The following is a 23,395-nucleotide window of genomic DNA, read 5'->3' as shown; positions in this document are numbered from 1 at the left end:
CCGATTGTCACTGGCCCACGCCAATGATCACTCTAGACTCAAATAAGCTCCCCGCCGAACAACTTGTCGCCAGAACAATCACCACAGAGAGCGCGGTCGTGGAAAACATCAAGCGGTTCAACAGCTTCGCCGAGTTCTACCCCTATTACCTCGCCGAGCACAGCAACAGCACCTGCCGTCGTCTGCATTTCATCGGCACTTCTCTGGTCATCTTCATTCTCGCCCTGAGCATCGCCAAGAGCGCCTGGTTGTTGTTGCTGGCATTGCCTGTGGCCGGTTACAGCTTTGCCTGGATCGGCCATTTCTTTTTCGAGAAAAACCGCCCGGCGACGTTTCAGCATCCGCTGTACAGCCTGCTCGGCGATTTCGTCATGTACCGCGACATGATTCTCGGTCGCGTGGCGTTCTGAATGAGGGTCTGCCCATGAATGCCCATGCTCGCTTCACCCATATGAAGGACGGCACCGAGGAAGACTGGGCGATTATCGCCGCCGATTTCAGTGCCTATGCCAGACAGCTGCCATCGCGGATCCTCGCGCATTTGAAGCTGCTTGAAGGCGACTTCGGTGGTTTCCCGGTGGATCGCCTGACCCACTCGTTGCAAACCGCGACCCGCGCGTTTCGCGACGGGCGTGACGAGGAATACGTGGTCTGCGCGCTGTTGCACGACATCGGCGACACCCTCGGTTCCTACAACCATCCGGACATCGCCGCAGCGATTCTCAAGCCGTTCGTGAGTGCGGAAAATCTGTGGATGGTGGAGAAGCACGGCATCTTTCAGGGCTATTACTTCTTTCATCACCTGGGCATGGATCGGCATTTGCGCGAGCAATTCAAGGACCATCCGCAGTTCCACGCCACTGCCGAGTTCTGTGCCAAATACGATGCGGCGGCGTTTGATCCGGCGTATGACACGCTGCCGCTGAGCTTCTTCGAGCCAATGATGGAGCGGCTGTTTGCGCAGCCGAAGAACTCGATCTACAAAGCCGCGATGCAAGAACACAGCCCGGCCTGAGAACACATGTGGGAGCGAGCCTGCTCGCGAAAGCGCTGTATCAGGCACATAAGCTTTGTCTGACACTACGCCTTCGCGAGCAGGCTCGCTCCCACAGGGTGATCTTTCGCTCAGGCGAGCTCGGCAACTTTGGCAGCCTTGAGCTCCGCCTCCCGCGCCTGGGCATCCGCCAGCCGATACAACTCGATCGTGCCGTCCCAATGCTCGATCAACGCGGTGCACGATTCGACCCAGTCGCCACAATTGAGGTAGTCCACCTCCCCCACCTTACGAATCTCGGCATGGTGTATATGCCCGCAAACCACGCCATGCAGTTCGCGCTTCACGCACTCGTGGGCGATGGCTTCTTCAAAGTCGCTGATGAAACTGACGGCGGTCTTGACCTTGTGTTTCAGGTACGCCGACAGCGACCAGTAACCGTAGCCATAGCGGGCGCGCCAGTGATTGAGCCAGCGGTTGAGGGTCAGGGTGAATTCGTAGGCGGAGTCGCCGAGAAACGCCAGCCAGCGGTGATAGCGGGTGATCACGTCGAACTGATCGCCGTGAATCACCAGCAAATGCCGGCCATCGGCGGTGACATGCACCACTTCGTCGACCAACTGGATATTGCCCAGAATCAGTTTCGAATAGCGCCGCAGGAATTCGTCATGGTTGCCGGTGACATAGATCACCTCGGTGCCGCGCTTGCTCATGGTCAGCAGGCGGCGGATGACGTTGGTGTGGGCTTGCGGCCAGTACATGCCGCTGCGCAGTTTCCAGCCGTCGATGATGTCACCGACCAGATAGACCTTGTCGGCGTGGTAGCCCTTGAGAAATTGCGACAAGTGCTCGGCCTGGCAATCCCGGGTGCCCAGGTGCACATCGGAGATCCACAGGGTTCGCACCCGTTGTTTGCGACTGGGTCGGGCGAGCTCGGCGCTGGTCATGGGCAACCCTCTGCGATGTTTTCGCCAGCTTGCGCGCGCCGGGTTAATCGACCGTGACAAGCGTGAGTCAGTCGTGTGACAACGCATCCGGCGTACGGCGGTGTAGACTGAGGGCCACTTCGGAGACAACCTGCCATGCGACCGATCCTCACCTTGCGTCAGTACACCCACGACTTGATTGTGCACAGCCACGAGCACCCGCAGTTGGTGTTCGGGCTGTCCGGTGCGCTGGATTTCGAGGTCGAGGGCTGTGGCAGCCAAGTGCGTCAGCAGAGTGTCGTGGTGGTTCCGTCCGGCGCTCATCATGCCTGCGACAGTCCCCAAGGCAGCAGCTGCCTGGTGCTCGACATCCCTGAAGGGCAATGGGTGCAGGAGTCGCTGGGCGCGCATGCCGAGGCCAGTCGGCGCTTGCTCGATCATCCGGGGCGGCTGTCGCTGGACTCGGGGCAGAGCCAATTGGTCAACTGGCTGGCGAACAGTCCGGTCAGCGATCCGTTGATAGCGCAGCAAGGCGCAGTGTTGCTGCTGGCCAGTCTCAATCACGCGCAACCTGCCGAACTCGGCGCGCGTCGCCTGCCCTACGCCGCGCTGGATGCGCACATCGAGCAATACGCCGGCTATCCGCTGCAAGTGGCCGACCTGGCGCGCGTGGCCGGGTTGTCCAGCGCGCGCCTGCACGCTCGGTTCATGGCCGAATGCGGACAGACGCCGATGGATTACATCCGCAGTCGACGCCTGCATCTCGCGGTGCAACTGCTGCGCGACACTGCATTACCGATTGGTGAAGTAGCCAGTCGCGTCGGTTACAGCTCGCAAAGTGCGTTCTCGGCCGCAGTCCTACGTGAGTTCGGCTCGTCGCCCGGACATCTCCGGCGCGATTCCTGCGACAAAAGACGATAGCCTGCCGACAGACTTGTAGGCCGAGACGCGGTTCAATGGCCCCATGAAGTTGAACCTGAAAAAAGGAATGCAATGACTCCGCGTACCGCCCTCGGCGCTCTGCATATCGGCGCTTTGATGTTTGGCCTGACCGGTGTGTTCGGCAAACTCGCTGCCGCATCCCCTGCTGTGATCGTATTTGGACGTGCAGCTTTCGCCGTGCTCGCCCTGGCATTTTTTGCCCGTTTCGCCAGCCAGCATGGTTGGCAGAAACTTCAGGCCGTGGACTGGCGGCGCCTCGCCCTCAGCGGCGTGTTGCTGGCTGGGCACTGGGTGAGTTTTTTCGTATCGGTGAAGATCGCCGGGGTGGCCATCGCCACCTTGGGCTTTGCCAGTTTCCCGGCGTTTACGGTGATTCTCGAAGGATTGATCTTCCGCGAACGCATCCGCCCCAATGAAATCGTCCTGGTGGTATTGGTCAGCATCGGTCTGGTGCTGGTGACGCCCGCATTTGATCTGGGCAGCGGCGCCACCGTCGGCTTGCTTTGGGCCGTACTGTCCGGCCTGCTGTTTTCCCTGCTGTCGCTGACCAACCGCGCCAGTTCCGGGCGCATCCCGGCGGTGCAGGCGGCGTTGTGCCAGAACGTCGTCGTGGCGTTGTGTCTGTTGCCGGTCGCGGCGCCGCAGTTGAGTCAGGTTCGAGCGCTGGACTGGTTGTGGATCGCCCTGCTCGGAGTGTTCTGCACGGGCGTGGCGCACAGCCTGTTCGTCGCCAGTCTGGCGGTGATCAAGGCGCGCACGGCGGCAGTGGTGTTCGCCATGGAGCCAGTCTACGGCATCACCCTCGCCTGGCTGCTGTTCAGTGAAACCCCGACCCTGCGGATGCTCATCGGTGGCGCGTTGATCATCGTCGCGATTGTGGTGTCGGCGCGGATGTCAGGCGGCAGCGACAAGACAACCGTCGCCGCCGAGGCCGCCTCTCACTGAGTGCGGTCGTTGTGGCCGAGGTCGCGGTCAGGATCGATCTGATCGCGCACTCGCTGTTTCAATACCTTGGCCTCGGGAAAACCACCGTCGGCCTTGCGCTCCCAGATCTGCACACCCGCACAAGTGATGTAAAACACCCCGCCGGTGCCCGGCACCAATGACACTTTGCCCAAGTCATCAGCGAAGGTGCTGAGCAGTTCCTGAGCCAGCCACGCCGCGCGCAGCAGCCACTGGCATTGAGTGCAATAAGTGATGACAACTTCGGCTTTGGCGACGGTCATGATCGCTGAAACTCCTGAGACAGAGGGCGCCGCTATAATAGCCGGCTTTACCGCTTGCCCCGAGACTCACAATGCGCCGTTTGCTGTTCTGCCTGCTGCTTGGTTTCCTTCCCCTGCTGGTTCACGCCAGTGAAGCGCCACGACCGAAAGTCGGCCTGGTGCTGTCCGGCGGTGCTGCGCGCGGGCTGGCGCACATCGGCGTGCTCAAGGCGCTGGAAGAACAAGGCATCAGGATCGACGCGATTGCTGGCACCAGCATGGGCGCGGTAGTCGGCGGCCTGTACGCCTCGGGCTACAAGATCGACGAACTGGAAAAACTCGCCCTGAGCATCGACTGGCAAGCGGCGCTGTCCGACGCGCCGCCGCGTGAGGACGTGCCATTTCGACGCAAGCAGGACGACCGCGATTTTCTGGTGAAGCAGAAACTCAGCTTCCGCGACGACGGCAGTCTCGGCCTGCCATTGGGGGTGATTCAGGGCCAGAACCTCGCACTGTTGCTGGAAAGCCTGTTGGCGCACACCAGCGACACCCGCGACTTCGACAAACTGCCGATCCCGTTTCGGGCCGTGACCACCGACATCGCCAATGGCGAAAAAGTGGTGTTTCGCAAAGGCCACCTGCCGCAAGTGATCCGCGCGAGCATGTCGATCCCGGCGGTGTTCGCCCCGGTCGAGCTCGATGGGCGCCTGCTGGTGGACGGCGGCATGACTGACAACATCCCGCTGGATGTCGCACGGGAAATGGGCGTAGACATCGCCATCGTCGTCGATATCGGCACGCCGCTGCGCAACCGCAAGCAACTGACTACCGTGGTGGACGTGCTCAATCAGTCGATCACCTTGATGACCCGGCGCAACTCCGAAGAACAACTGGCGACTCTGCATGCCAATGACGTATTGATCCAGCCTGCGCTGGCCGCGTTCGGCGTGACCGATTTCGGCAAGGCTCAAGAGATGATCGACGCCGGTTATCGCGCCACGCGGATCCTCGATGCGCGGCTGGCGCAGCTGAAGCCGACTCAAACCCAGGACGCGGAATTGAACGCCGCCCGCCAGCCTGGGCAACGCACGCCGATCATTACCGGGATCCGCATCGAAAATGACTCGAAAGTCGACGATGACGTGATTCGCTATTACATCCGCCAACCGATCGGCGCGCCGCTGGACCTGGGCCGCCTGCATTCGGACATGGGCACGCTGTACGGCCTCGATTACTTCGATCAAGTGCGTTACCGCGTGGTGCACAAAGGCCAGGATCACACCTTGGTCATCAGTGCCAGCGGCAAGCGCAGCGGCACCGATTACTTGCGGGTAGGCCTCAATCTGTCGGACGACATGCGCGGCGACAGTGCTTTCAACCTTGGTGCGAGCTATCGCGTCAACGGCATCAACCGCCTCGGCGCGGAATGGCTGACCCGCGCGCAGATCGGCGACAAGCAAGAGCTGTACAGCGAGTTCTATCAGCCGCTGGACGTTGGCTCACGTTACTTCGTCGCGCCCTACGGGTCGTTCGAGGCGCAGAACGTCGACTCAGTCCTGGATAATGATCCAATCGCGCAGTATCGGGTCGAGCGCTACGGCTTCGGCCTCAATCTTGGGCGGCAGATCGGCAACAACGGTGAAGTGCGACTCGGCGTCGGCCAGGCCTGGGGCAAGGCTGACGTGCGCATCGGTGATCAGGATCTGCCGAGCGAGAGCTTCAACGAAGGCTTCTATACCGTGAAGTATTCCTACGACTCGCTGGACAACGTCTACTTTCCGCACGAGGGCAAGGATGTCAGCCTGACCTTCGCCCAGTTCGAACCGGGCCTGGGTTCAGACAATCGCTATCGCCAATGGGAACTGAATTTCGACAAGGCCATGAGCCATGGGCCCGACACGCTGATTCTCGGCGGGCGCTACGGTCGGACGCTGGACGATGCCAATGTGGTGACCTCAAGCTTCCTGCTCGGCGGCGCGCGGCAGTTGTCGGGGTTCCGTGAGGATGCGCTGTCCGGGCAGAACGTCAGCCTGATGCGCGCGGTGTACTACCGCCGCCTGACGCCGCGCTCGTACCTGCCGCTGGACTTCCCGCTGTACGCCGGGGCCTCGCTGGAACGCGGTCGGGCGTGGAACAACGACAATGAATTCGACAGCGGCTACATCAATGCCGCGAGCGTGTTTATCGGCTTCGACACGCCGCTGGGGCCGTTGAACTTCACTTATGGCTTGAATGATGCGGATGAGCAGGCGGTTTACCTGAATCTGGGGCAGACGTTCTGACGCCTTCGCGAGCAGGCTCGCTCCCACAATGGAATGCGCTCTATCCTGTGGGAGCGAGCCTGCTCGCGAAGGCGGTCTCGGGTGAACCCAAAAATCCGTTGGCGCTCAGCGAATCCCCGCCAACAACGTCCTTGCCGTCTGCTTCAACGGCTCATCCCCTTCCCTGAGCAATTCATTGAGCAAGGCGATCGCACTGTCGATGTCGCCGTCGTCGATGCAGGTTTGTGCCTGTTCGAGCTTGCCGGCGGCCTCGGTGTCGGTGGACTCGGGTGGTTGCAGATCCAAAGGTTCCAGCACCAGCGACGGCTCGGGATCGCCGAACTCGTTGAGAAAGTCATCGTCGAGCGGCTGGGCGTCGGGTTCGGGTATCCATTCAAGTTCGGCTTCTTCAGCAGATGCAGCCTGTGGCAGGTCAAAATCGACAGGCAGCACTGACAAGCTAGTGCCCAGCTCTGGATCATCGATCGGCGGTGCGGCGGCATCAGCGCGGCTGTCGTTCAGATCCCAATTTGCATCCATCGACAGCTCGCCCAGATTCAATTCGAAATCATCCTCGAGAGCGCTGGGCGACGCTGCAAGCGGCGCGGCTGCGGTCGCTGCCGAGGCCACGGGCAGTTCGGGCGCGATTGGCGTTGCTGCAAATGCCGCCGGTGCGGCGCCTGCCAGTTTTGCATGGCGAGCGCGGATTTCAATCAGTTCACGGTCATCGACGCCAAGCGCACGCAGGCGGTTTTCCTGCTGTTCAAAAGCGCCGCTGTCACCTTGGCGCCCAAGAACCTCCAGCAACTGCAGACCGAGATCAATGCGTTCAGGCTCCTTGTGCAAGGCATCGCGCAGCAGCCCGGCCGCTTCGCTGAGTCGGCCGTAGGCCAGATAGATGCCCACCGCCTCCAGCACATCGCCAGCACCGGGTTCGTCGCGGTGATCGGCGCCCGCGTGCGCACCGACAGATTGTTGAAGCTCGGGCTCGTCGACGTCGTCTTCGGCGCTCACGGGCAATAGCGGCAGCGGCGTGCCGTCTGCTGTCGAACGTTGCTGACGGCGGCGTATGAGCAACGCAGCCAGCACGCCCAGCAGCAATAGAAGTCCGCCGAGCAGCGGCCAGTTCACGCCATCGTCTGCCGCCTCGACCGGGGCTGAAACAGCGGCCGGAGCCGGCGCGACCACGGGTGGTGGCGGCGCTTTCTGCACTTCGGCCAAGCGGGTTTGCAACTCCTCGATCTGCTTCTTGCCGTCGGCTATTTGCACTTGCTGCTCTTGCAGCCTGAGGTTCTGTTCGTCGAGGGTCTTTTGCAGTTGCTGGGTGAGCAGCACGCTGGCGGCCAGTTGCTCGGCCTGCGCATCGTTGGCAGGTGTCGCCGGCGTTGGCGGCACAGGCGCCGCAGTGCGTTTGCCCTGGGCAGCCTGGGGCGGTGCGGTAACCGGTTCGACGGTTGGAAATTCAGAGGATTGCGGACGCGGATCCGGCTCGTCGGTGGCGGGCACAATGCCCGGCGAACCCGGCGGGTCGATCAGCACAGTGTACTCGCGCAGCAGACGGCCGTTGGGCTGATCGAGCTGCACGAGAAAATTCAGGAAAGGTTCGTTGACCGGTTTGCCGGACGTCACCCGGATCATCTGGCGGCTGCCGCGCAAGATCGGGGTGAACTTGAGGTCATTGAGAAAGAACACCCGCTCGACGCCCGCCCGGCCGAACTCATCCGCCGAAGCCAGGCTGGCCGAGAGATCGTTTTGCGTCAACGTGCCGACATCGACCAGCGCGATGTCGGCCTTGAACGGCTGATTGAGGGCTGAGTGAACAGTGATTTCGCCCAACCCCAACGCCATCGACCAGGTCGAATAGCTGAAAACGCCAGCGAGCAGCAGCCATTTGGCGCCCCCGCGCAGCACGTGCCGACTTGCGAGCATGAGCATCCCTTAAATAAGCAAAACCGGTTTGTATGCGTTCGCACATCCGGTACGAACACGATATTGCCCAGTAGTTCTTATAGTCCGCTCAGCGCGATCTCTCAAAAAATCACTGGCGGGATGTGCCTCAAGATTTTTCCAGGTTGGCCAGAATGTGCCCGTGCACGCGCATGCACACCTTCAAATCCGCCTCGTCGACGCCCTCGAACAATTCGTGGCGCAGCTGCGTGGCAATGGTTTCGATCTGTTCGATCAGGGGCAGCGCAGGTGCGCAGAGCACGATTTTTTTCGCCCGGCGGTCTTCCATTACGGACTGGCGTTGCACCAGTCCCTGGTTCTCAAGACTATCGAGCAAGCGCGCCAGGGTCGGGCCTTCGACGCCGACACTCTGCGCCAGTTCGCGTTGGGTCGGCGCCTCTTCGAAACGCGCCAGATGCAGCAGCACCAGCCAGCGCGCCTGCGACAGGCCCAGCCCGGCGAGGCGACGATCCAGTTCGGCACGCCAGCCACGGGACATCTGGGCCAGTTGCATACCAAAGCGATGTTGATCGGTTAACGGCATAAAACACTCACGGTTAGACTGAAAATACGGAAAATCTAATTATTAGTCAGCTAAGCATGGGCGGCAGTTATAGGCAAGAGTGGCTCTGTACTGAATCGTTACAACTGCGCGAAGATCAAAAGCCCCTCACCCTAGCCCTCTCCCAGAGGGAGAGGCAACTGAGCGGGGGATGCTTTGAAAATTCGCCGACCCGACAGCGCTCGCTGAATCCATAATCGACTCGGTTTTGCAGGTCGAGTCTGCCGCCAGACACCGCGGTCGGCTCCCTCTCCCTGTGGGAGAGGGCTGGGGTTAGGGAACGGCCAGATTACATCTCGAATTCAGACTGCAACGCCGCCCGCACACAATAAAGCACGCCTTCAGGAACACGTCCGGCGAACAACTCGGCGACTTCGGCGACGGACGGCAACTCGCCCTCGCCATCGAGAAACGCGTCCTGCACTTCGCCCATCAATTCCTCAGGCAAATCCAGCGCCTGCTCCAGCGACAACTGCTGCTTGCCGATGGCTTCGGCGAGCATGGCGTAGACGTTCTTCTCCGAGCACTGCAACTGCCCGGCGATCTGCAGCGGGGTCATGCCGGCGCGGGCCAGGGTGATCAGCTCGTGACGGACATCGGCGACCACCTTCGGCGTCTCCGCCTCGCCGCCGAGCACTTCGAGGAAGGCTTCGCCATAGCGCTCCAGCTTGCGTGCGCCGACGCCGCTGACCCGGGCCATTTCCGCCAGAGACGTCGGCTGGCTGCGGAGCATTTCCAACAACGTCGAGTCGGGGAAGATGACGTACGGCGGCACGCCGTGTTCTTCGGCCAATTTGCGCCGCAGTGCGCGCAAGGCTTCCCACTGTTCGCGTTCCTCGCCGCGCACCAGTTGGCTGGCCTGGCTCTTGCTGCCCGTTTTGGCAGTGACTTGCGGTTTCAGGTCGCGGCGCAGTTCCAGCTTCACTTCGCCTTTGAGCAGCGGCCGGCAACTGTCATTAAGACGCAGACCGCCATAACCCTCGTGATCGACATCGGCCAACCCACGCGCCACCAGCTGGCGGAACAGCGAGCGCCACTCGCTCTCGCTCAACGCTTTGCCAACGCCAAACACCGACAAATGCTGATGGCCGAAGCTGCGCACCTTTTCGTTGTCCTTGCCCAGCAACACGTCGACCAGATGACCGACGCCATAGCGCTGGCCGGTGCGGAAAATCGCCGACAAGGCCTGACGAGCAGGCTCGGTGGCGTCCCAGGTCTGCACGCCGTCGACACAGTTGTCGCAGTGCCCGCACGGTTCTGGCATGTCTTCATCGAAATAGGCCAGCAACGCCTGCCGGCGGCAGCGGGTTTCTTCGCACAGCGAGAGCATGGCGTCGAGCTTGTGCTGCTCCAGACGCTTGTGCCGCTCGTCGCCTTCGGAGTTCTGCAGCATCTGCTTGAGCATCACCACGTCTTGCAGACCGTAGGCCATCCACGCATCCGCCGGCAGCCCGTCACGGCCGCCGCGTCCGGTTTCCTGGTAATACGCCTCAAGGGATTTCGGTAGATCGAGGTGCGCGACAAAGCGTACGTTGGGCTTGTCGATGCCCATGCCGAACGCCACGGTGGCGACCATGATCAGGCCTTCCTCGTTGAGGAAGCGCTTCTGGTGATAAGCGCGCAGATCGTTGGGCAGACCGGCGTGATACGGCAGCGCCGGGAAGCCCTGCTCGCTGAGGAACGCCGCAACTTCTTCGACCTTCTTGCGCGACAGGCAGTAAACGATGCCGGCATCGCTGCGCCGCTCGGCGAGGAACGCCAGCAACTGTTTGCGCGGCTGCTCCTTGGGCACGATGCGATAGAAGATGTTCGGGCGGTCGAAACTCGACAGAAAGCGCTCGGCGTTCTGCAGGTGCAGGCGATCGACAATTTCTTCGCGGGTGCGCTTGTCGGCGGTCGCGGTGAGGGCAATGCGCGGAACGTTGGGGAACAGCTCGGCCAATTGACCCAGTTGCAGGTATTCGCGACGGAAATCGTGGCCCCATTGCGATACGCAATGCGCTTCGTCGATGGCGAACAGGGCGATTTCCAGGCTTTGCAGGAACGCCAGCATGCGTGGCTGCACCAGACGCTCGGGCGCGAGATAGAGCATTTTCACTTCGCCGCGCTTGATCCGCAGGGCGAGATCGCGCTGCTGCTCGGCACTCAGCGTGGAGTTCAGCGCAGCGGCGGCGACGCCCAGTTCTTCAAGGGTGGCGACCTGATCGTCCATCAGTGCGATCAACGGCGAAACGACCACCGCCAGGCCCTCGCGCAACAGTGCCGGCACCTGGAAGCACAACGACTTGCCGCCACCGGTAGGCATCAGCACCAGCGCATCACCGCCACTGGCCACGCGCTCAATGATCGCACCCTGACGGCCACGGAAACTGTCGTAGCCGAAGATGTCCTTGAGGACGCGTTGAGCCTGTTCGAGCATAAAAACTCCAAAAATCTACCGATACATCCCTGCTCAGGCTGGTTCAGAGCAGCTTCGGCTGCTTAAACAAAACGTAAGAACACATTGCATGACCAGCGCAGCGCCGGCAGGGATCGCAAAACGCGGCAGTATACCCGAGGCCTTCGCCGCACAGGGTGCCGCTGAGAAGACACCTGATAAACCTGCCACACACAAAACCCTGTGGGAGCGAGCCTGCTCGCGAAAGCGACCTGTCAGTCGATGCAAAAGTGCCTGATACACCGCCTTCGCGAGCAGGCTCGCTCCCACAGGGTTATTCATCTTTCCAGTGAGGCCGGTAATTCGGGCAAATCTGCCAAGCGGCTGGCTAGAGCGCGCAAGAAAGCCTAGAATTCCCGCATTGTTTATTCCCCAAGGTAGCCCCGTAATGTCCTTCGCTGAGCAACTGACCCGCCTGCAAGTCTTCCTCGATGCCGACGAGCTGCACGACGAGGCGCTGGATTACGTCGCCGCCCACGGTTACCTGACCGCGCTGTCTATCTGCTCCGAAGACGTTCCGGAGCGCGAGTGGATCGACGCGCTGTTCGCCGAAGAGCCGCATTACGCCGACGAAGCCCAGCGTGCCGAAATCGAAGCCACACTGATCGGCCTCAAAGCACACATCGCTCGCCAACTGGCCTCGGATGAAGAATTCGAATTGCCGTGCGAACTGGATCTGGGCGAAGAGCCGGACGATTCCGAATTGCGCGGCTGGTGCATCGGTTTCATGGAAGGCGTGTTCCTGCGCGAAGCGGCCTGGTTCGAAACCGCCGAAGAAGAAGTCAGCGAAATGCTCCTGCCGATCATGGTCGGTTCCGGCCTGTTCGACGAGCAGCCTGAGTTCGAAGACATCGCCAAGGACGCCAACCTGATGGACGACATGATCGTTCAGATCCCGGAAGCCCTGACCGCGCTGTACCTGCTGTGCCAGGCCCCCGAAGAAAAACCGGCGATCCTCAAGCCCCGTCATCACTAAGACCCGGCCTATGGACAACCCCATAGGCAACCGCCCCCTGATGTTGCGCTACGTCCTGCTGGCCATCGGCTGGCTCAGCGTCGCATTGGGGGTGATCGGCATCTTCCTGCCGGTCCTGCCCACCACCCCCTTCCTCCTGCTCGCCGCGGCCTGCTTCGCGCGCAGCTCTCCGCGCTTCTATCGCTGGCTGGTCGAACATCCACGGCTGGGGCCATGGATTCGCGACTACCTCGAAGGCAACGGCATCCCGCTCAAAGGCAAGGTCTACGCGATCGGCCTGATGTGGGTGAGCATTCTGTTCTCGTGTTATCTGGTGCCGTTGGTTTGGGCGCGTGGGTTCATGCTGACCAGTGCAGTGTTGGTGACGGTTTATATTGTGCGGCAGAAGACCTTGAAAAAACGCTGATTGCTCCACCGTCGGCGGCACAACCGTTCATCCGATATCCGTCCGCACCTGTCAGAGTTGACAGGTGCGCGCTTTAACGTCGCATGCTTAATTCTTCCGTATCGGCGCTGACAGCCCAGGTAAGCGCCCCGTATGGAAGGCGAAAATTCATGACCAGCTCACAATACCTGATATTCCCTCCTGCGCCGCGTTCCGGTATCGGTGTGCTGGCCCTCTATCCGCCGCAACCACTCCTGCACAAGCTGCAAACTGACCAGAGCTACGGTATCAACATCGCCATGATTGCTCAGAACATTAACGGATTGGGCTTCAGTCTCCCGGCGTATCTGTCTCAAGCCCTCGGTGACCGTATCGAAGTCTTCCTCGATAGACCCGATGTCACCACCCCTTCGTCCGTGATTGATTTCGCCCTTACAGAGGACGATTTTGAGGCCGATGGAAAGACCCCTAAAACCGTACTTTTTTACATTACAGCTGAAACCCTCGAGGAGAAATTCCTGCCGTTTACCGACGTCAGGCTGGATTGCTGGTTTAAAGTCACGAGACTGAGCGGCAACCCGGGGGAATCGCCACACTCACAACTCTGGTTCAAACATCCCGCTCCGGGCGAAGCGGACATTGACGGCGGCAAGCCTTCCAATCAGGGCCTCAAGCTGCCGATCGCATCGGAAAGTATCGTCGATCAGAACGTCATCGATGAGGGCATGGAAGTCACGGTCAAGCATTACTTCAATCAGCAGATCGGCGATACGGTCGTGCTGACATTTGGTTCGCTGCGGCTGGACTTTGTTGTTACCGACGACTCGGCCGACATCGTTTTCAAGCTGACGCCTGACTTGCTCGGCAAATTGCAACAAACCAGCAATCTGGTGGTGCGCTGGAGCGTTTATGACATTGTCGAGAACTCCAGTGGTTTTTCGGAACCGCTCATTCTGCCGTTCAAGCCCGTAATAACCCTGCTGACCGCGCCGATTTTCGAGCAGTCCGATGCCGACGACGTAATACACCATGACTGGCTTGCAGGCGGCCCGACGAACATTCTCCTGACGGGCAGTTTTGCGATCAACGATGTGATCGCCCTGACACTGGAAGGATTCACCCGAAACAACGTGCCAGTCACTCATACCTATTCTTTAACGGTGACCGTAGACAGCAAGACACTGAACTTTCCCGTGGAAAATTTCCGCATTCAAAATGTGATAGGTGGAAGTTTACGGGCAACTTATATTCTGACCAGAGCAGGTCAGTCCAAACTTTCCAAACCTGCTGACGTCACCGTTGCGGGTAAATCCTTGCCACTGGGAGCACCGGAGGTCACCCCACTGGTGGAAGGTGAGCTGGCAGTCGACACTGCCAAAGCCTTTATAAATGTCGCCAGTTTCTGGCCCTTGAAACAAGGGGCAGAGGTCAAGCTGCATTGGCAGACCACAGACATCAACGGCAAGTTGGTACGGTTTACTTGGGGACAGCTTGTAACGGATCCTTCAAAGCCCATCGTTTTCGAGGCCGAGAACGAGTACATCAAGCCCTACGCCAGCGCGAGACTGGCCGTGCAGGCCACCATCACCAATCCCGGCGAAAGTGAAGTCTTTTCCGATATCGCGCAGTTGAAGATCGGCGATCCCAAGGAGCTTGTCCTCACGCCGCCCTCACTGGTATCGCCTTTCACTAATCCGCTTGATCCCTTGGCAGCGCTGCCGAGCATGCTGGTGGAATATCTCGATGCCAAGACCGAGAAGGTTCGCCTGGTGTGCACACCACTGCCCTTGGGATTTGATCGCTTCCCGCTGGTAGATCTGGATTCGGCCAAACAAGCCCGCTTTACGTTCGACAGGCGCCTCATTGTGGCGCTTCACGGTGAAACCGTGCGATTCAAATTCAACCTGAATCAGGACGGCAAGAAAATCGGATCTTCTCCGGAAACTGAGATTTCTTTCAAACTGATCGCTGATCAGGATCCCAGGTTTCCGAGACCGCGAATCATTGGCATTGATAACGCAATCCTGGACGTAAAAAAACTGACCAGCGCAGACAAATTGGCGGTCAACCTCTGGCACGGACAACGGCCGGGCCAGAGCATGACGCTGGTGCTGATCGGCATCGACAGCAAAGACAACCCTGTTCGCCACGTCATCATGAACGCGGAGGCGAGCGTCACCAGCGCCGGGCTGATACGGGAACTGTCAACGCCGACGCTGGAAGTGTTGAAAAATCTCAAAAGCGGCAGTACGGCGACATTGATATTTTCCGTGCGCCTGGGGTTGCGCGGCAATCCAGTGGAATTTCCCCACCAGACCTATCAGATCGAATCTCTGGTTGAGTTGCAGCCGGTCATCACACTGATTAAGGACTCGCAGAACAGGGAGATTCCGCATAGCGACCTGACGGTTGATCCGAATGTCACGATCGAGGGAACTGCGAGCGTAGAACAGCAGGTTGAAGTTCTGGTGAATGGCAAGTCGATAGAGACATTGACCACAGACAAGGACGGGAAATTTTCAACGCTATTGAAGGGGCTCGTTGTCGATGTACTGACAGTCGTGCAGATTCGAGCACTCTATGGCGACGGTCTTCTCTCTCCTTTACGCTCGTTCACGCTGCGCAAAGCGCTGCAAGTCAACAACAGCGCCATGGCCCTGTCAGGACTGAGAGTTTATGCATGGCGCCACACTCACAGTGCAGATTTTCCAAACAATACCCAAATCCGCGCCGCCGTCCCGTCTACAGGCGTCCACCCGATCACCTACAGAAGCAGTAATCCGAACGTGGCTTATGTCGACGGCAACGGGAAAGTTACGGGCATACGTAACGGCAATACGTACATTACCGTACAGGACCGATTCAGCTCATTTTCTTATTACGTCAGTGTGACGAATGTTTATCAGTTGGCTATCGGCGGCTACGGCATGACACACCAAGAGGCGCTCAACTGGCGATACAGCATTCCGGGCGCAGAAGCCATGGGTGGTGCACTGCACACAATGCAAGTGGTATATGGACCCGATCCTTATTGGCCAATAGCCGCTGGGGGCATATACCGGATGTGCGATGAAGGCGGCTGCCCGAGCAACTCGCGGTCGATATATGCGCATGCCAATGGCGGAATTGTTTGCCATCCGGACCTGAATGCCCGATGGGCGCCATGGTGTATCTATCCCATTTACGGGTAAGTCTGCTCGCGAAATCCGATTCACAGACAACACTTCTCTGCAGAAAGACAAAACCCGCCGTCCCGAATCAACCGGGGCGGCGGGTTTTGTTGTTTCAGACCTCAGATCAGACCGTATCCACCTTCAACGAATGATCATTTAGCATGCCGCTGATGATCGTCGCTGTGTCGTGACCGCTGGCAATCATGCCGCCTGCGCCCGGGGTCACGCCGTAGTGGCTGGCGAGGTTGACGCCGGCCAGGTCGATGGTCTGGCTCGGCGCGGCGCCGGCCATGGCGCTGACGTCGATGCTGGTCATCACCGAGGCGCCGCTGCCGCTGACGGTGAAGTGCAGATAGTCGTCCAGCGACGCGGTACTGGCGTTTTCGCCTTGCAGCAGTTGCGACAGATCGAGCCTGTCGGTACCGGGGGTGAAATCGGTAATCAGGTCATGGCCGCTGTTGCCCTTGAGCCACTGGAAGGTGTCCGCCCCTGCCCCGCCTGTCAGCGTATTGTTGCCCATGCCACTGATCAGCAAGTCATCGCCAGCGCCGCCATTGAGGAAGTCGTTGCCGAGGCCACCGTTGATCACGTTGTTGTTGCCGTCGCCGGTGAGGCTGTCGTTGAAGTTCGAGCCGAGCAGGTTTTCGATGCCGGTCAACGTGTCAGTACCGGCGCCGAGGGTGTTCTGCGCACCCAGCAGGCCGAGGTCGACGGTGACGGCGGCTGTGGCGTGGGCGTAGCTGGCGGTGTCGCTGCCAGTGCCGCCGTCGAGCAGATCGTTGCCCGCGCCGCTGTAGAGCAAATCGTTGCCAGCGTCGCCGTGCATTTCGTTATTGCCGGAGCCTGCCGTGAGTACGTCGTTGCCGTCGCCGGCATTGATCACGTTGTTGCCGCTGCCCGCCACCAACACATCGTCGCCAGCAGTGCCGGTCAGGGTGTGGCCGTCCTGATAGCTGATGCTGACGTTGGCCGTGTCGCTGCCGCCGTGGTTGTCGTTGGCGGCGTAAGTGCCGTGGTAGTCCGGCGTGATGTCGTGGGCCGCGGCGTAGTTGAGGGTCATGGTCAGTTGGTAGTTTTCCGCCGCGTTCGGGTTGCCGCCACCATTACCAATGTTGGTGATGTGAATCTGGTAGACGCCGTCCGCCGAGGCGCTGAGGGTCTGGCCGTCCGCCAGCGCCATCCAGGCACCGCCATTGAGCGAATACTCCATGCTGATCTTACCGGCACCCAGATTGTGATCCAGATTGAGGGTTTCGCCCTGACGCAGATTGACGGTAATGCGGTCTTCATCGTTGGCATTGCTGTTGCTCACCATGCCCAGATAACCGCTGACCACCAGCACGGCGGTCATGGTCGCGGCATTGGCGCTGAAGGCGCTGCGCACATTGGCCAGATTCTGGTTGGCTGCGTTATTGGTCTGCCCAGTGAAGCCGATCAGGCCGCTGCCGGTGAAGTCCGCCGCTTTCGACACCCAACCGGTATTGAAACTGGTGGGTGTGGCGTTGAGGGTGTCGCCGTTCGGATCGGTGTCATTGGCCAGCAACAGCTCGCCCGGCACCACGATGTTGCCTGACAGCACGTTGGTGATGACGTGGTCGTCCATCGCTACCGGTGGCGCGTTGGGGATCACTTTCACCGTCAGGGTGGAGCTGGCCAGATCGCCGTCGTTGTCGCTGACGGTGAAGCCGATGTTTTCGGTGATCACCACTGCGGTGGTTTTCTGCGAGGTGTAGCTGTATTCGCCGGTATCAAGATTGACCACCAGCGTGCCGCTGTTGTTGGTGGCAATGCTGACGCTGTTGTTGGCGGTATTGAAGGTGCCGTGATTGGCGCCGCCGCTCGCGGTCAACGAACCCTGGCCACTGAGGGCTTTCGGATCGTAGGTGTAGGTGGTGCCGTCGACCACGATCGACTTGATGAAACCGCCATCGGCACCGAACGAGCCGCCCTCGCCCAGCAGCGAACCGGTGACCGGCGCGCCCTGCACAGTGCCGGACAGCACCGAGTTGAGCTGGTTGAGATCGGTGACCACCACCGCATTGGTATTGGTGTGGTTGATGCCGTCGTAGGCCAGCGGATCGAGGTTGGCGTTGCTCACGCCACTGCCCAGACCGATTGCATAATTCTTGATGTTGTTGGCGTCGAGGAAGTTTTTCAGCGCGGCTTCGTCAGCCGTGCCGATGTCGCCCTCGTTGGGCTTGCCGTCAGAGAAGAAGTAGCCGACGTTCTGCGCCCCGGTGAGTTTGCCCGAGGTGTTGAACGCGGTCTGCATCACTGCTACGGCAGCATCGTAGTTGGTGCCGCCGCCAGCGTTGAGACCGGCGAGGAGTGTCTTGGCGGTGGCGACATCCACCCACACGGTGGTGCGGTCGGCAGCATTGCTGCTGAACGTCACCAGCTGCACTTTCACATCGCCCAGATCATCGTACTTGTCGAGCAAGGCACCAATGGCCTGCTTGGCCAGTGCCAGCCGCGACAGGCCCGGCACGCCAGAGGCATCAGCCATACTGCCGGAGATGTCGAGGACGATGAGAATGTTCGAATCGATCTCCACTGCGGTTACCGAGCGATCCGAGGCAACGGCTTTCGGTATGTCGTCGACGATGTTGACCACGAGGGTGCTGGTGGTGCTGTTGCCCAGGGCATCGGTGGCTTTGTAGGTGAACGTTTCGCTGAGGGTGTTCGGCCCGTCGTTGGCGTTCGGCGCGGTTTTCGGCGCCGAGGTCAGCGTGTAGGTGTAGGTGCCGTCAGCGTTGAGCTGCAGTTGCCCGTAGCTGCCGGTGGCGTTGCCGACCAGCGTGTAAGTGATCGCGCCGCTGCCACCACTGACCGAACCGACCAGCGTGCCGTTGGCGGTTTCACCGGTGTTGCCCGGTTCGCTGCCGGTGACTGTGCCGGGGGCGAGATCCTGGCCATCCTTGTTCAGGTCGAGGGCTTTTTCGTAGACCGTCACATCCTGATCGACCGAGGCGACCAGTTTGCTGTCGGCGACGTTGATGGTCAGCGTCGTGGTGCTTTCATCGCCATCGCTGTCACGGATGGTGTAGGTGAACGTGTCGGTCGCGCCCGGCGGGCTCACCGAGTTCGGGTTGCTGTGGTAAACCGCATTGCCCGCCGCGTCGAGGGTCAGGTAGCCGTAGTTGCCGTTGATGTTGCTGTTGAGCCCGCCGCTGGCTGATGTCGCGGTGTTGCTGCCGGCGCGCACGCCGACCACCGTTGCGGCACCATCGGCGCCGCTGAGGTCATTGCCGAGCACACTGACATTGACCGTGCCGCCCTCCGCTACCGAGCCGGTATCGGCGTTGGCAGTCGGCAAATCGTCGACGATATTGACGTTGATCTGACCGCTGGCGGTACTGCCATCGGTATCAGTGGCGACCACGTCGAAGCTCTCGCTGAGGCTGTTGGCACCGTTGGCGTTCGGATGAGCTTCGTTGTCGACCAGGGTGTAGCTGTAACTGACCACGCCGGTGGCCGGATCGTAACCGGTGATGGTGAAGGTGCTGCCCAGTGGCGAGACCACCGATTGCGGCAAACCGGCGGCGACGCCATTGCTGATCACCGCAATGCCGCCGACCGTGAGGGTTTGCAGGCCATCGAGGGCGGTCACGGTGAAGCTGCCGCTTTGGGTCAGCGCCGAGGTGTTGGGGCTGCTGCCGTCGCTGAGGTTTTTCTCGTAGACGGTGATTTCGCCGCCCTTCACATCGAGGCCGTCGAGGCACACCGGATCGTCGTTGTTATGGATGTTCAGCACCAGGTTGGCGGTGCTGGTGTCGCCGTCGGCATCGGTGATGGTGTAGGCGAAGGTTTCCGTGCCGTTGCCGCCGCCGTGGAGGTTTTTGAAGTCGGCGTCATTGGCGTCCAGCGTGTAGGTGTAAGTGCCGTTGGCGTTGAGCACCAGGGTGCCGTAAGTGCCGGTGAAAGTACCGGCGGTCACCGGGCCGCTGGCGACGCGGTCGGCGCCTTGCACATCGTTGTCGAGGACGTTGCCGGTCAGGGTCACCTGGGCTTCGGTCGCGTTGTCGGCATTGCTGTCATTCAGCGCCTTCGGCACGTCATCGACGATGCTCACAACGATCGTGCTGGTGACGACATTGCCCAGCGAATCGGTGGCCTGATAGGTGAAGGTTTCGCTCAGGCTGTTGGCGCCGTCGTCAGCATGCGGCGTGGTGGTCGCTGGCGAAGTCAGGGTGTAGGTGTAAGTGCCATTGGCATTGAGGACGATCTGCCCGTAATTACCGGTGGCGCTGCCGACCAGTGCATAGCTGATCGCGCCGACCGCACCAGTGACCGAGCCGACCAGGGTGCCGGAAGCGGTTTCGCCAGTGCTGTTCGGATCGCTGCCGACCACACTGCCCGCCGCCAGATCCTGGCCATCCTTGTTCAGGTCGAGGGATTTTTCGTAGACGGTGACGTCAGTGTCGCTGACCGCTTTCAGGCAGCTGTTATAGACGTCGATGGTGATCGTCGTGGTGCTTTCATCACCATCGGAATCGCGCACGGTGTAGGTGAACACATCCACCGCACCCGGACCGTTCACCGCGTTGGGATTGCTGTGATAAACGGCGTTGCCGTTGGCATCAAGCGTGAGGTAACCGTAGGTGCCGTTGATCTGCGAATTGAGCCCGCCGATGGCCGAAGTCGAGGTGTCGGCACCGGCACGCACGCCGACCACTGCGCCGGTAATCGCCGGGCCATCCGCGCCGCCGATATCGTTATCCAGCACATTGCCGCTGACGGTGCCGCCCTCCGCCACCGAAGCCGCGTCCGCATGCGCGGTCGGCAAATCATCGACGATATTGACGTTGATCTGGCCGCTGGCGGTACTGCCATCGGTGTCAGTCGCCACCACGTCGAAGTTCTCGGTGAGGCTGTTGGCGCCGTTAGCGGTTGGATGAGCTTCGTTGTCGGCCAGGCTGTAGCTGTAACTGACTACACCGGTTGCCGGGTCATAACCGGTGATAGTCAACGTGCTGCCCAGGGGTGTGATCACCGATTGCGGGAAACCTGCGGCCACGCCGTTGGTGATCACCGCGATGCCGCCAACCGTGAGGGTCTGCAGACCATCGAGAGCACTGACGGTGAAAGTGCCGTTCTGGGTCAGCGCAGGGGTGTTGGGGCTGGTGCCGTCGCTGAGGTTTTTTTCGTAGACGGTGAGTTCGCCACCGTTGACGTCGAGGCCATTGAGCAGCACCGGATCATCGTTGTTGTGAATCTGCAGAACGAGGTTGGCAGTGCTGGTATCGCCGTCGGCATCGGTGATGGTGTAGGCGAAGGTTTCCGTGCCGTTACCGCCGCCGGTCAAGGCTTTGAAGTCGGCGTCGCTGGTGTTCAGCGTGTAGGTGTAGGTGCCGTCGGCGTTCAGCATCAACGTGCCGTAAGTACCGGTGAAAGTACCCGGCGTGACTGGGCCGGTCGGTACGCGATCGGCGCCTTGTATGTCGTTGGTGAGGACATTGCCAGTCAGCGTCAGTTGGCTTTCCGAGGCGGTACCGTTGCTGTCGTCGTTGGCTTTCGGCAGGTCGTCGACGATGTTTACGTCGAGGGTGCCGGTGGCCGTCGTGCCGTTGTCATCGACCACCGTAACCGCGAACTGCTCAGGCAGATTATTCGCGCCGTTGGCGTTCGGATGCGCTTCGTTGTCGGCCAGGGTGTAGCTGTAACTGACCACGCCGGTTGCAGCGTTGAAACCGGTGATGGTCAGCGTGCTGCCCAGTGGTGTGGTGATCGATTGCGGGAAGCCTGCGGCGACGCCATTGGTCACCACGGCGATGCCGCCGACGGTCAGCGTGGTGACGCCGTCCAGTGCAGTGATGGTGAACATGCCGTTTTGCGTCAGCGCGCCAGTGTCCGGAGCGCTGCCGTCGCTGAGGTTTTTTTCGTAAACCGTGAGCTCGCCGCCAGCGACGTTCAGGCCGTCGATTGTGACTGGATCGTCGTTGTTGTGGATCTGCAGAACCAGATTGGCAGTGCTGGAATCGCCGTCGGCATCAGTGATCGTGTAGGCGAAGGTTTCCGTGCCGTTACCGCCGCCGGTCAAGGCTTTGAAATCGGCATCGCTGGTGTTCAGGGTGTAGGTGTAGGTGCCGTCGGCGTTCAGAACCAAGGTGCCGTAGGTACCGGTAAATGTGCCAGGCGTCACCGGGCCGGTAGGTACACGGTCGGCGCCTTGCACGTCGTTGGTCAGCACGTTGCCGGTAAGGGTCAGCAAGGTTTCCGAGGCAATGCCGTTGGCGTCGTCAAACGCTTTGGGCACGTCGTCGGTGATATTCACGTCGAGGGTGCCAGTGGCGCTGTCGCCATTGCTGTCAGTGGCGATCACGGTGAATTGTTCGCTGAGATTGTTCACGCCGTCGCCGGCCGCGTGGGTTTCGTTGCCGTTGAGGGTGTAGCTGTAGCTGACCGTGCCGGTCGCCGCGTTGTAACCGGTGATGGTCAGGGTGTTGCCCAGTTGCGTGGTGATCGACTGGGGAAACCCGATCGGCACGCCGCCAACAATCACGTTGATGCCGCCGATGCTCAGGCTGTTCAAACCATCCGCTGCCGAGACCGTGAAGTTGCCACTTTGCGTCAGCGCGCCTGGATTGGCCGCTGTACCGTCAGGCAGATTGGCTTCATTGAGGTTGAGTTCGCCATCCGCCCCATTGAGGCCGTTGAGGATGACCGGATTGTTCACCGGTGGCGGTGGCACCACGACCGGCGCTGGCGTGTCGTCGCCATTGTCGGTGTCCGCGTCGCGACGATACTCGGGAAATTCGGGAATACCGTTGAAGCCAGCGGTGGGGAAACCAATGATCGGATCGACTCGGCCGCCGACTTCGGTGAGCAGAACGAAACTGTGCCCGCCGCCCAGTTCACCGGTATTGCCGGTGGGCGCGTTGGGGCCGGCAGCGGTGGCTTCGGCGGTTTTGCTCGGGTCTTCACCGGCGGCGATGGCTTGCTGGATTTGCTCGACATCGGTCAGTTGCGCCTGGCTTGGGGTCTGCGCTTCGTCGACGTTCACCGGCACAGCCTGGTCGGCCAGCAATTGCCCGGTCATGGTGATGCTGCTGCCCCGACCGAGGGTCAATTCCTCGCCGTTTTGCAGTTTCACTGCCACCGCGCCTTCCGCGCCGGTGATCAGTTGATCGCCGGCGTACAAACGATCGCCTTCGAACAACGGACGCTTGATGCCGTCGCTCGCTTGAGCGAACACCTGACCAATGACTTTTGTGACCGTACCGATGAGCGCTGCCATGTGAAATCCTCCGCTGCCGACCACCGTCGGCACAGGTTCGCGAAGCAGCCCATGGCTCAATCGGGTTGCCGGGGGCGACGCTCGCACCCTCGACAGTTCGTTTCGCAGGCCCGGTTTGAGGTGAATTGTCAGCGCTATCAAGCACTTGCCAACCCTGTTCAATCCGCCGACCCACTAGCGCTACGTAACGGTGGTGAATCACCCGAGTGACAAAAATCTGTCGCTCATTCGCCGTTACGCGTCCCTCCCCTTCAGCAGTACTTCGCAGTGTCTCGCAAAGTGAATGGAACTTTCCTCAAGCCTTTTCGAGCTCCCTAAAGCGCATAAAACAAAGGCTTTCGAGCTGAACA

Annotated in this window: 14 protein-coding genes; 8 read left to right on the top strand and 6 right to left on the bottom strand. The window is 60.4% G+C overall.

The features are described 5' to 3' along the window. Positions 1-98 precede the first annotated feature (98 nt). Both ASG55_RS03610 and ASG55_RS03605 read left to right on the top strand, forming a co-directional pair. Entirely contained in the window at positions 99-410 is a 312-nt protein-coding gene (locus ASG55_RS03610; protein ID WP_056783725.1) for a DUF962 domain-containing protein, read from the top strand. A 14-nt stretch (positions 411-424) separates the two neighbouring features. Next, the gene (locus ASG55_RS03605; protein ID WP_056783723.1) at positions 425-1,015 is read left to right on the top strand and encodes an HD domain-containing protein; all 591 of its coding nucleotides are present in this window, start codon (positions 425-427) and stop codon (positions 1,013-1,015) included. A 110-nt stretch (positions 1,016-1,125) separates the two neighbouring features. Here the strand turns inward: ASG55_RS03605 and ASG55_RS03600 are convergent, their stop codons facing one another. Beyond that, on the bottom strand, positions 1,126-1,941 hold the full coding sequence (locus ASG55_RS03600) for a UDP-2,3-diacylglucosamine diphosphatase (protein WP_056783721.1): 816 nt from the start codon (positions 1,939-1,941) through the stop codon (positions 1,126-1,128). Between the two features lie 135 nt (positions 1,942-2,076). Here ASG55_RS03600 and ASG55_RS03595 point away from each other — a divergent pair, with 135 nt between their 5' ends. Both ASG55_RS03595 and ASG55_RS03590 read left to right on the top strand, forming a co-directional pair. Then, entirely contained in the window at positions 2,077-2,841 is a 765-nt protein-coding gene (locus ASG55_RS03595; RefSeq protein ID WP_056783718.1) for an AraC family transcriptional regulator, read from the top strand. A 72-nt stretch (positions 2,842-2,913) separates the two neighbouring features. Beyond that, positions 2,914-3,807, top strand: coding sequence for a DMT family transporter (locus ASG55_RS03590; RefSeq protein WP_056783716.1), 894 nt, complete (start codon positions 2,914-2,916; stop codon positions 3,805-3,807). Here ASG55_RS03590 and ASG55_RS03585 read toward each other — a convergent pair. Next, positions 3,801-4,088: a SelT/SelW/SelH family protein gene (locus tag ASG55_RS03585; protein WP_056783713.1), complete on the bottom strand. Its 288-nt coding sequence runs from the start codon at positions 4,086-4,088 to the stop codon at positions 3,801-3,803. The two genes, ASG55_RS03590 and ASG55_RS03585, sit on opposite strands and share 7 nt — an antisense overlap. 71 nt (positions 4,089-4,159) lie before the next feature. Between ASG55_RS03585 and ASG55_RS03580 the strand changes: the two genes are divergently transcribed. Further along, entirely contained in the window at positions 4,160-6,349 is a 2,190-nt protein-coding gene (locus ASG55_RS03580) for a patatin-like phospholipase family protein (protein ID WP_056783712.1), read from the top strand. 105 nt (positions 6,350-6,454) lie between these two features. Here the strand turns inward: ASG55_RS03580 and ASG55_RS03575 are convergent, their stop codons facing one another. The 3 genes from ASG55_RS03575 to recQ all read right to left on the bottom strand — a co-directional run bounded on the left by ASG55_RS03575 (position 6,455) and on the right by recQ (position 11,256). Continuing rightward, entirely contained in the window at positions 6,455-8,257 is a 1,803-nt protein-coding gene (locus ASG55_RS03575; RefSeq protein ID WP_056783708.1) for a FimV/HubP family polar landmark protein, read from the bottom strand. Between the two features lie 127 nt (positions 8,258-8,384). Beyond that, complete coding sequence (locus ASG55_RS03570; protein ID WP_016771142.1) at positions 8,385-8,819, bottom strand: MarR family transcriptional regulator; 435 nt, start codon at positions 8,817-8,819, stop codon at positions 8,385-8,387. Between the two features lie 307 nt (positions 8,820-9,126). Further along, entirely contained in the window at positions 9,127-11,256 is a 2,130-nt protein-coding gene (recQ, locus tag ASG55_RS03565) for a DNA helicase RecQ (protein ID WP_056783704.1), read from the bottom strand. Between the two features lie 406 nt (positions 11,257-11,662). Here recQ and ASG55_RS03560 point away from each other — a divergent pair, with 406 nt between their 5' ends. From ASG55_RS03560 to ASG55_RS03550, 3 genes are all read left to right on the top strand, one after another. After that, positions 11,663-12,250: a UPF0149 family protein gene (locus ASG55_RS03560; protein WP_056783701.1), complete on the top strand. Its 588-nt coding sequence runs from the start codon at positions 11,663-11,665 to the stop codon at positions 12,248-12,250. 10 nt (positions 12,251-12,260) lie between these two features. After that, entirely contained in the window at positions 12,261-12,656 is a 396-nt protein-coding gene (locus ASG55_RS03555; RefSeq protein WP_056783699.1) for a YbaN family protein, read from the top strand. Between the two features lie 149 nt (positions 12,657-12,805). Beyond that, the gene (locus ASG55_RS03550) at positions 12,806-15,826 is read left to right on the top strand and encodes an Ig-like domain-containing protein (protein ID WP_056783695.1); all 3,021 of its coding nucleotides are present in this window, start codon (positions 12,806-12,808) and stop codon (positions 15,824-15,826) included. A 106-nt stretch (positions 15,827-15,932) separates the two neighbouring features. On the opposite strand, the gene ASG55_RS03545 is transcribed toward ASG55_RS03550, so the two are convergent. Then, positions 15,933-23,045, bottom strand: a complete 7,113-nt coding sequence (locus ASG55_RS03545) for a retention module-containing protein (RefSeq protein WP_056783692.1) — start codon at positions 23,043-23,045, stop codon at positions 15,933-15,935. Positions 23,046-23,395 lie beyond the last annotated feature (350 nt).

It is taken from the genome of Pseudomonas sp. Leaf434, assembly GCF_001425545.1.
GTDB lineage: Bacteria > Pseudomonadota > Gammaproteobacteria > Pseudomonadales > Pseudomonadaceae > Aquipseudomonas > Aquipseudomonas siliginis.
Note: the sequence above shows the minus strand (reverse complement) of the source record. Positions and strands in the feature narration are given on the sequence as shown.

What these genes read in the sequence shown, in the direction of transcription:
- ASG55_RS03605 (WP_056783723.1), top strand. Translation starts at nt 425, where the DNA reads ATGAATGCCCATGCTCGCTTCACCCATATGAAGGACGGCACCGAGGAA.
- ASG55_RS03600 (WP_056783721.1), bottom strand. Translation starts at nt 1,941, where the DNA reads ATGACCAGCGCCGAGCTCGCCCGACCCAGTCGCAAACAACGGGTGCGA.
- ASG55_RS03595 (WP_056783718.1), top strand. Translation starts at nt 2,077, where the DNA reads ATGCGACCGATCCTCACCTTGCGTCAGTACACCCACGACTTGATTGTG.
- ASG55_RS03590 (WP_056783716.1), top strand. Translation starts at nt 2,914, where the DNA reads ATGACTCCGCGTACCGCCCTCGGCGCTCTGCATATCGGCGCTTTGATG.
- ASG55_RS03585 (WP_056783713.1), bottom strand. Translation starts at nt 4,088, where the DNA reads ATGACCGTCGCCAAAGCCGAAGTTGTCATCACTTATTGCACTCAATGC.
- ASG55_RS03580 (WP_056783712.1), top strand. Translation starts at nt 4,160, where the DNA reads ATGCGCCGTTTGCTGTTCTGCCTGCTGCTTGGTTTCCTTCCCCTGCTG.
- ASG55_RS03575 (WP_056783708.1), bottom strand. Translation starts at nt 8,257, where the DNA reads ATGCTCGCAAGTCGGCACGTGCTGCGCGGGGGCGCCAAATGGCTGCTG.
- ASG55_RS03570 (WP_016771142.1), bottom strand. Translation starts at nt 8,819, where the DNA reads ATGCCGTTAACCGATCAACATCGCTTTGGTATGCAACTGGCCCAGATG.
- recQ (WP_056783704.1), bottom strand. Translation starts at nt 11,256, where the DNA reads ATGCTCGAACAGGCTCAACGCGTCCTCAAGGACATCTTCGGCTACGAC.
- ASG55_RS03560 (WP_056783701.1), top strand. Translation starts at nt 11,663, where the DNA reads ATGTCCTTCGCTGAGCAACTGACCCGCCTGCAAGTCTTCCTCGATGCC.
- ASG55_RS03555 (WP_056783699.1), top strand. Translation starts at nt 12,261, where the DNA reads ATGGACAACCCCATAGGCAACCGCCCCCTGATGTTGCGCTACGTCCTG.
- ASG55_RS03550 (WP_056783695.1), top strand. Translation starts at nt 12,806, where the DNA reads ATGACCAGCTCACAATACCTGATATTCCCTCCTGCGCCGCGTTCCGGT.
- ASG55_RS03545 (WP_056783692.1), bottom strand. Translation starts at nt 23,045, where the DNA reads ATGGCAGCGCTCATCGGTACGGTCACAAAAGTCATTGGTCAGGTGTTC.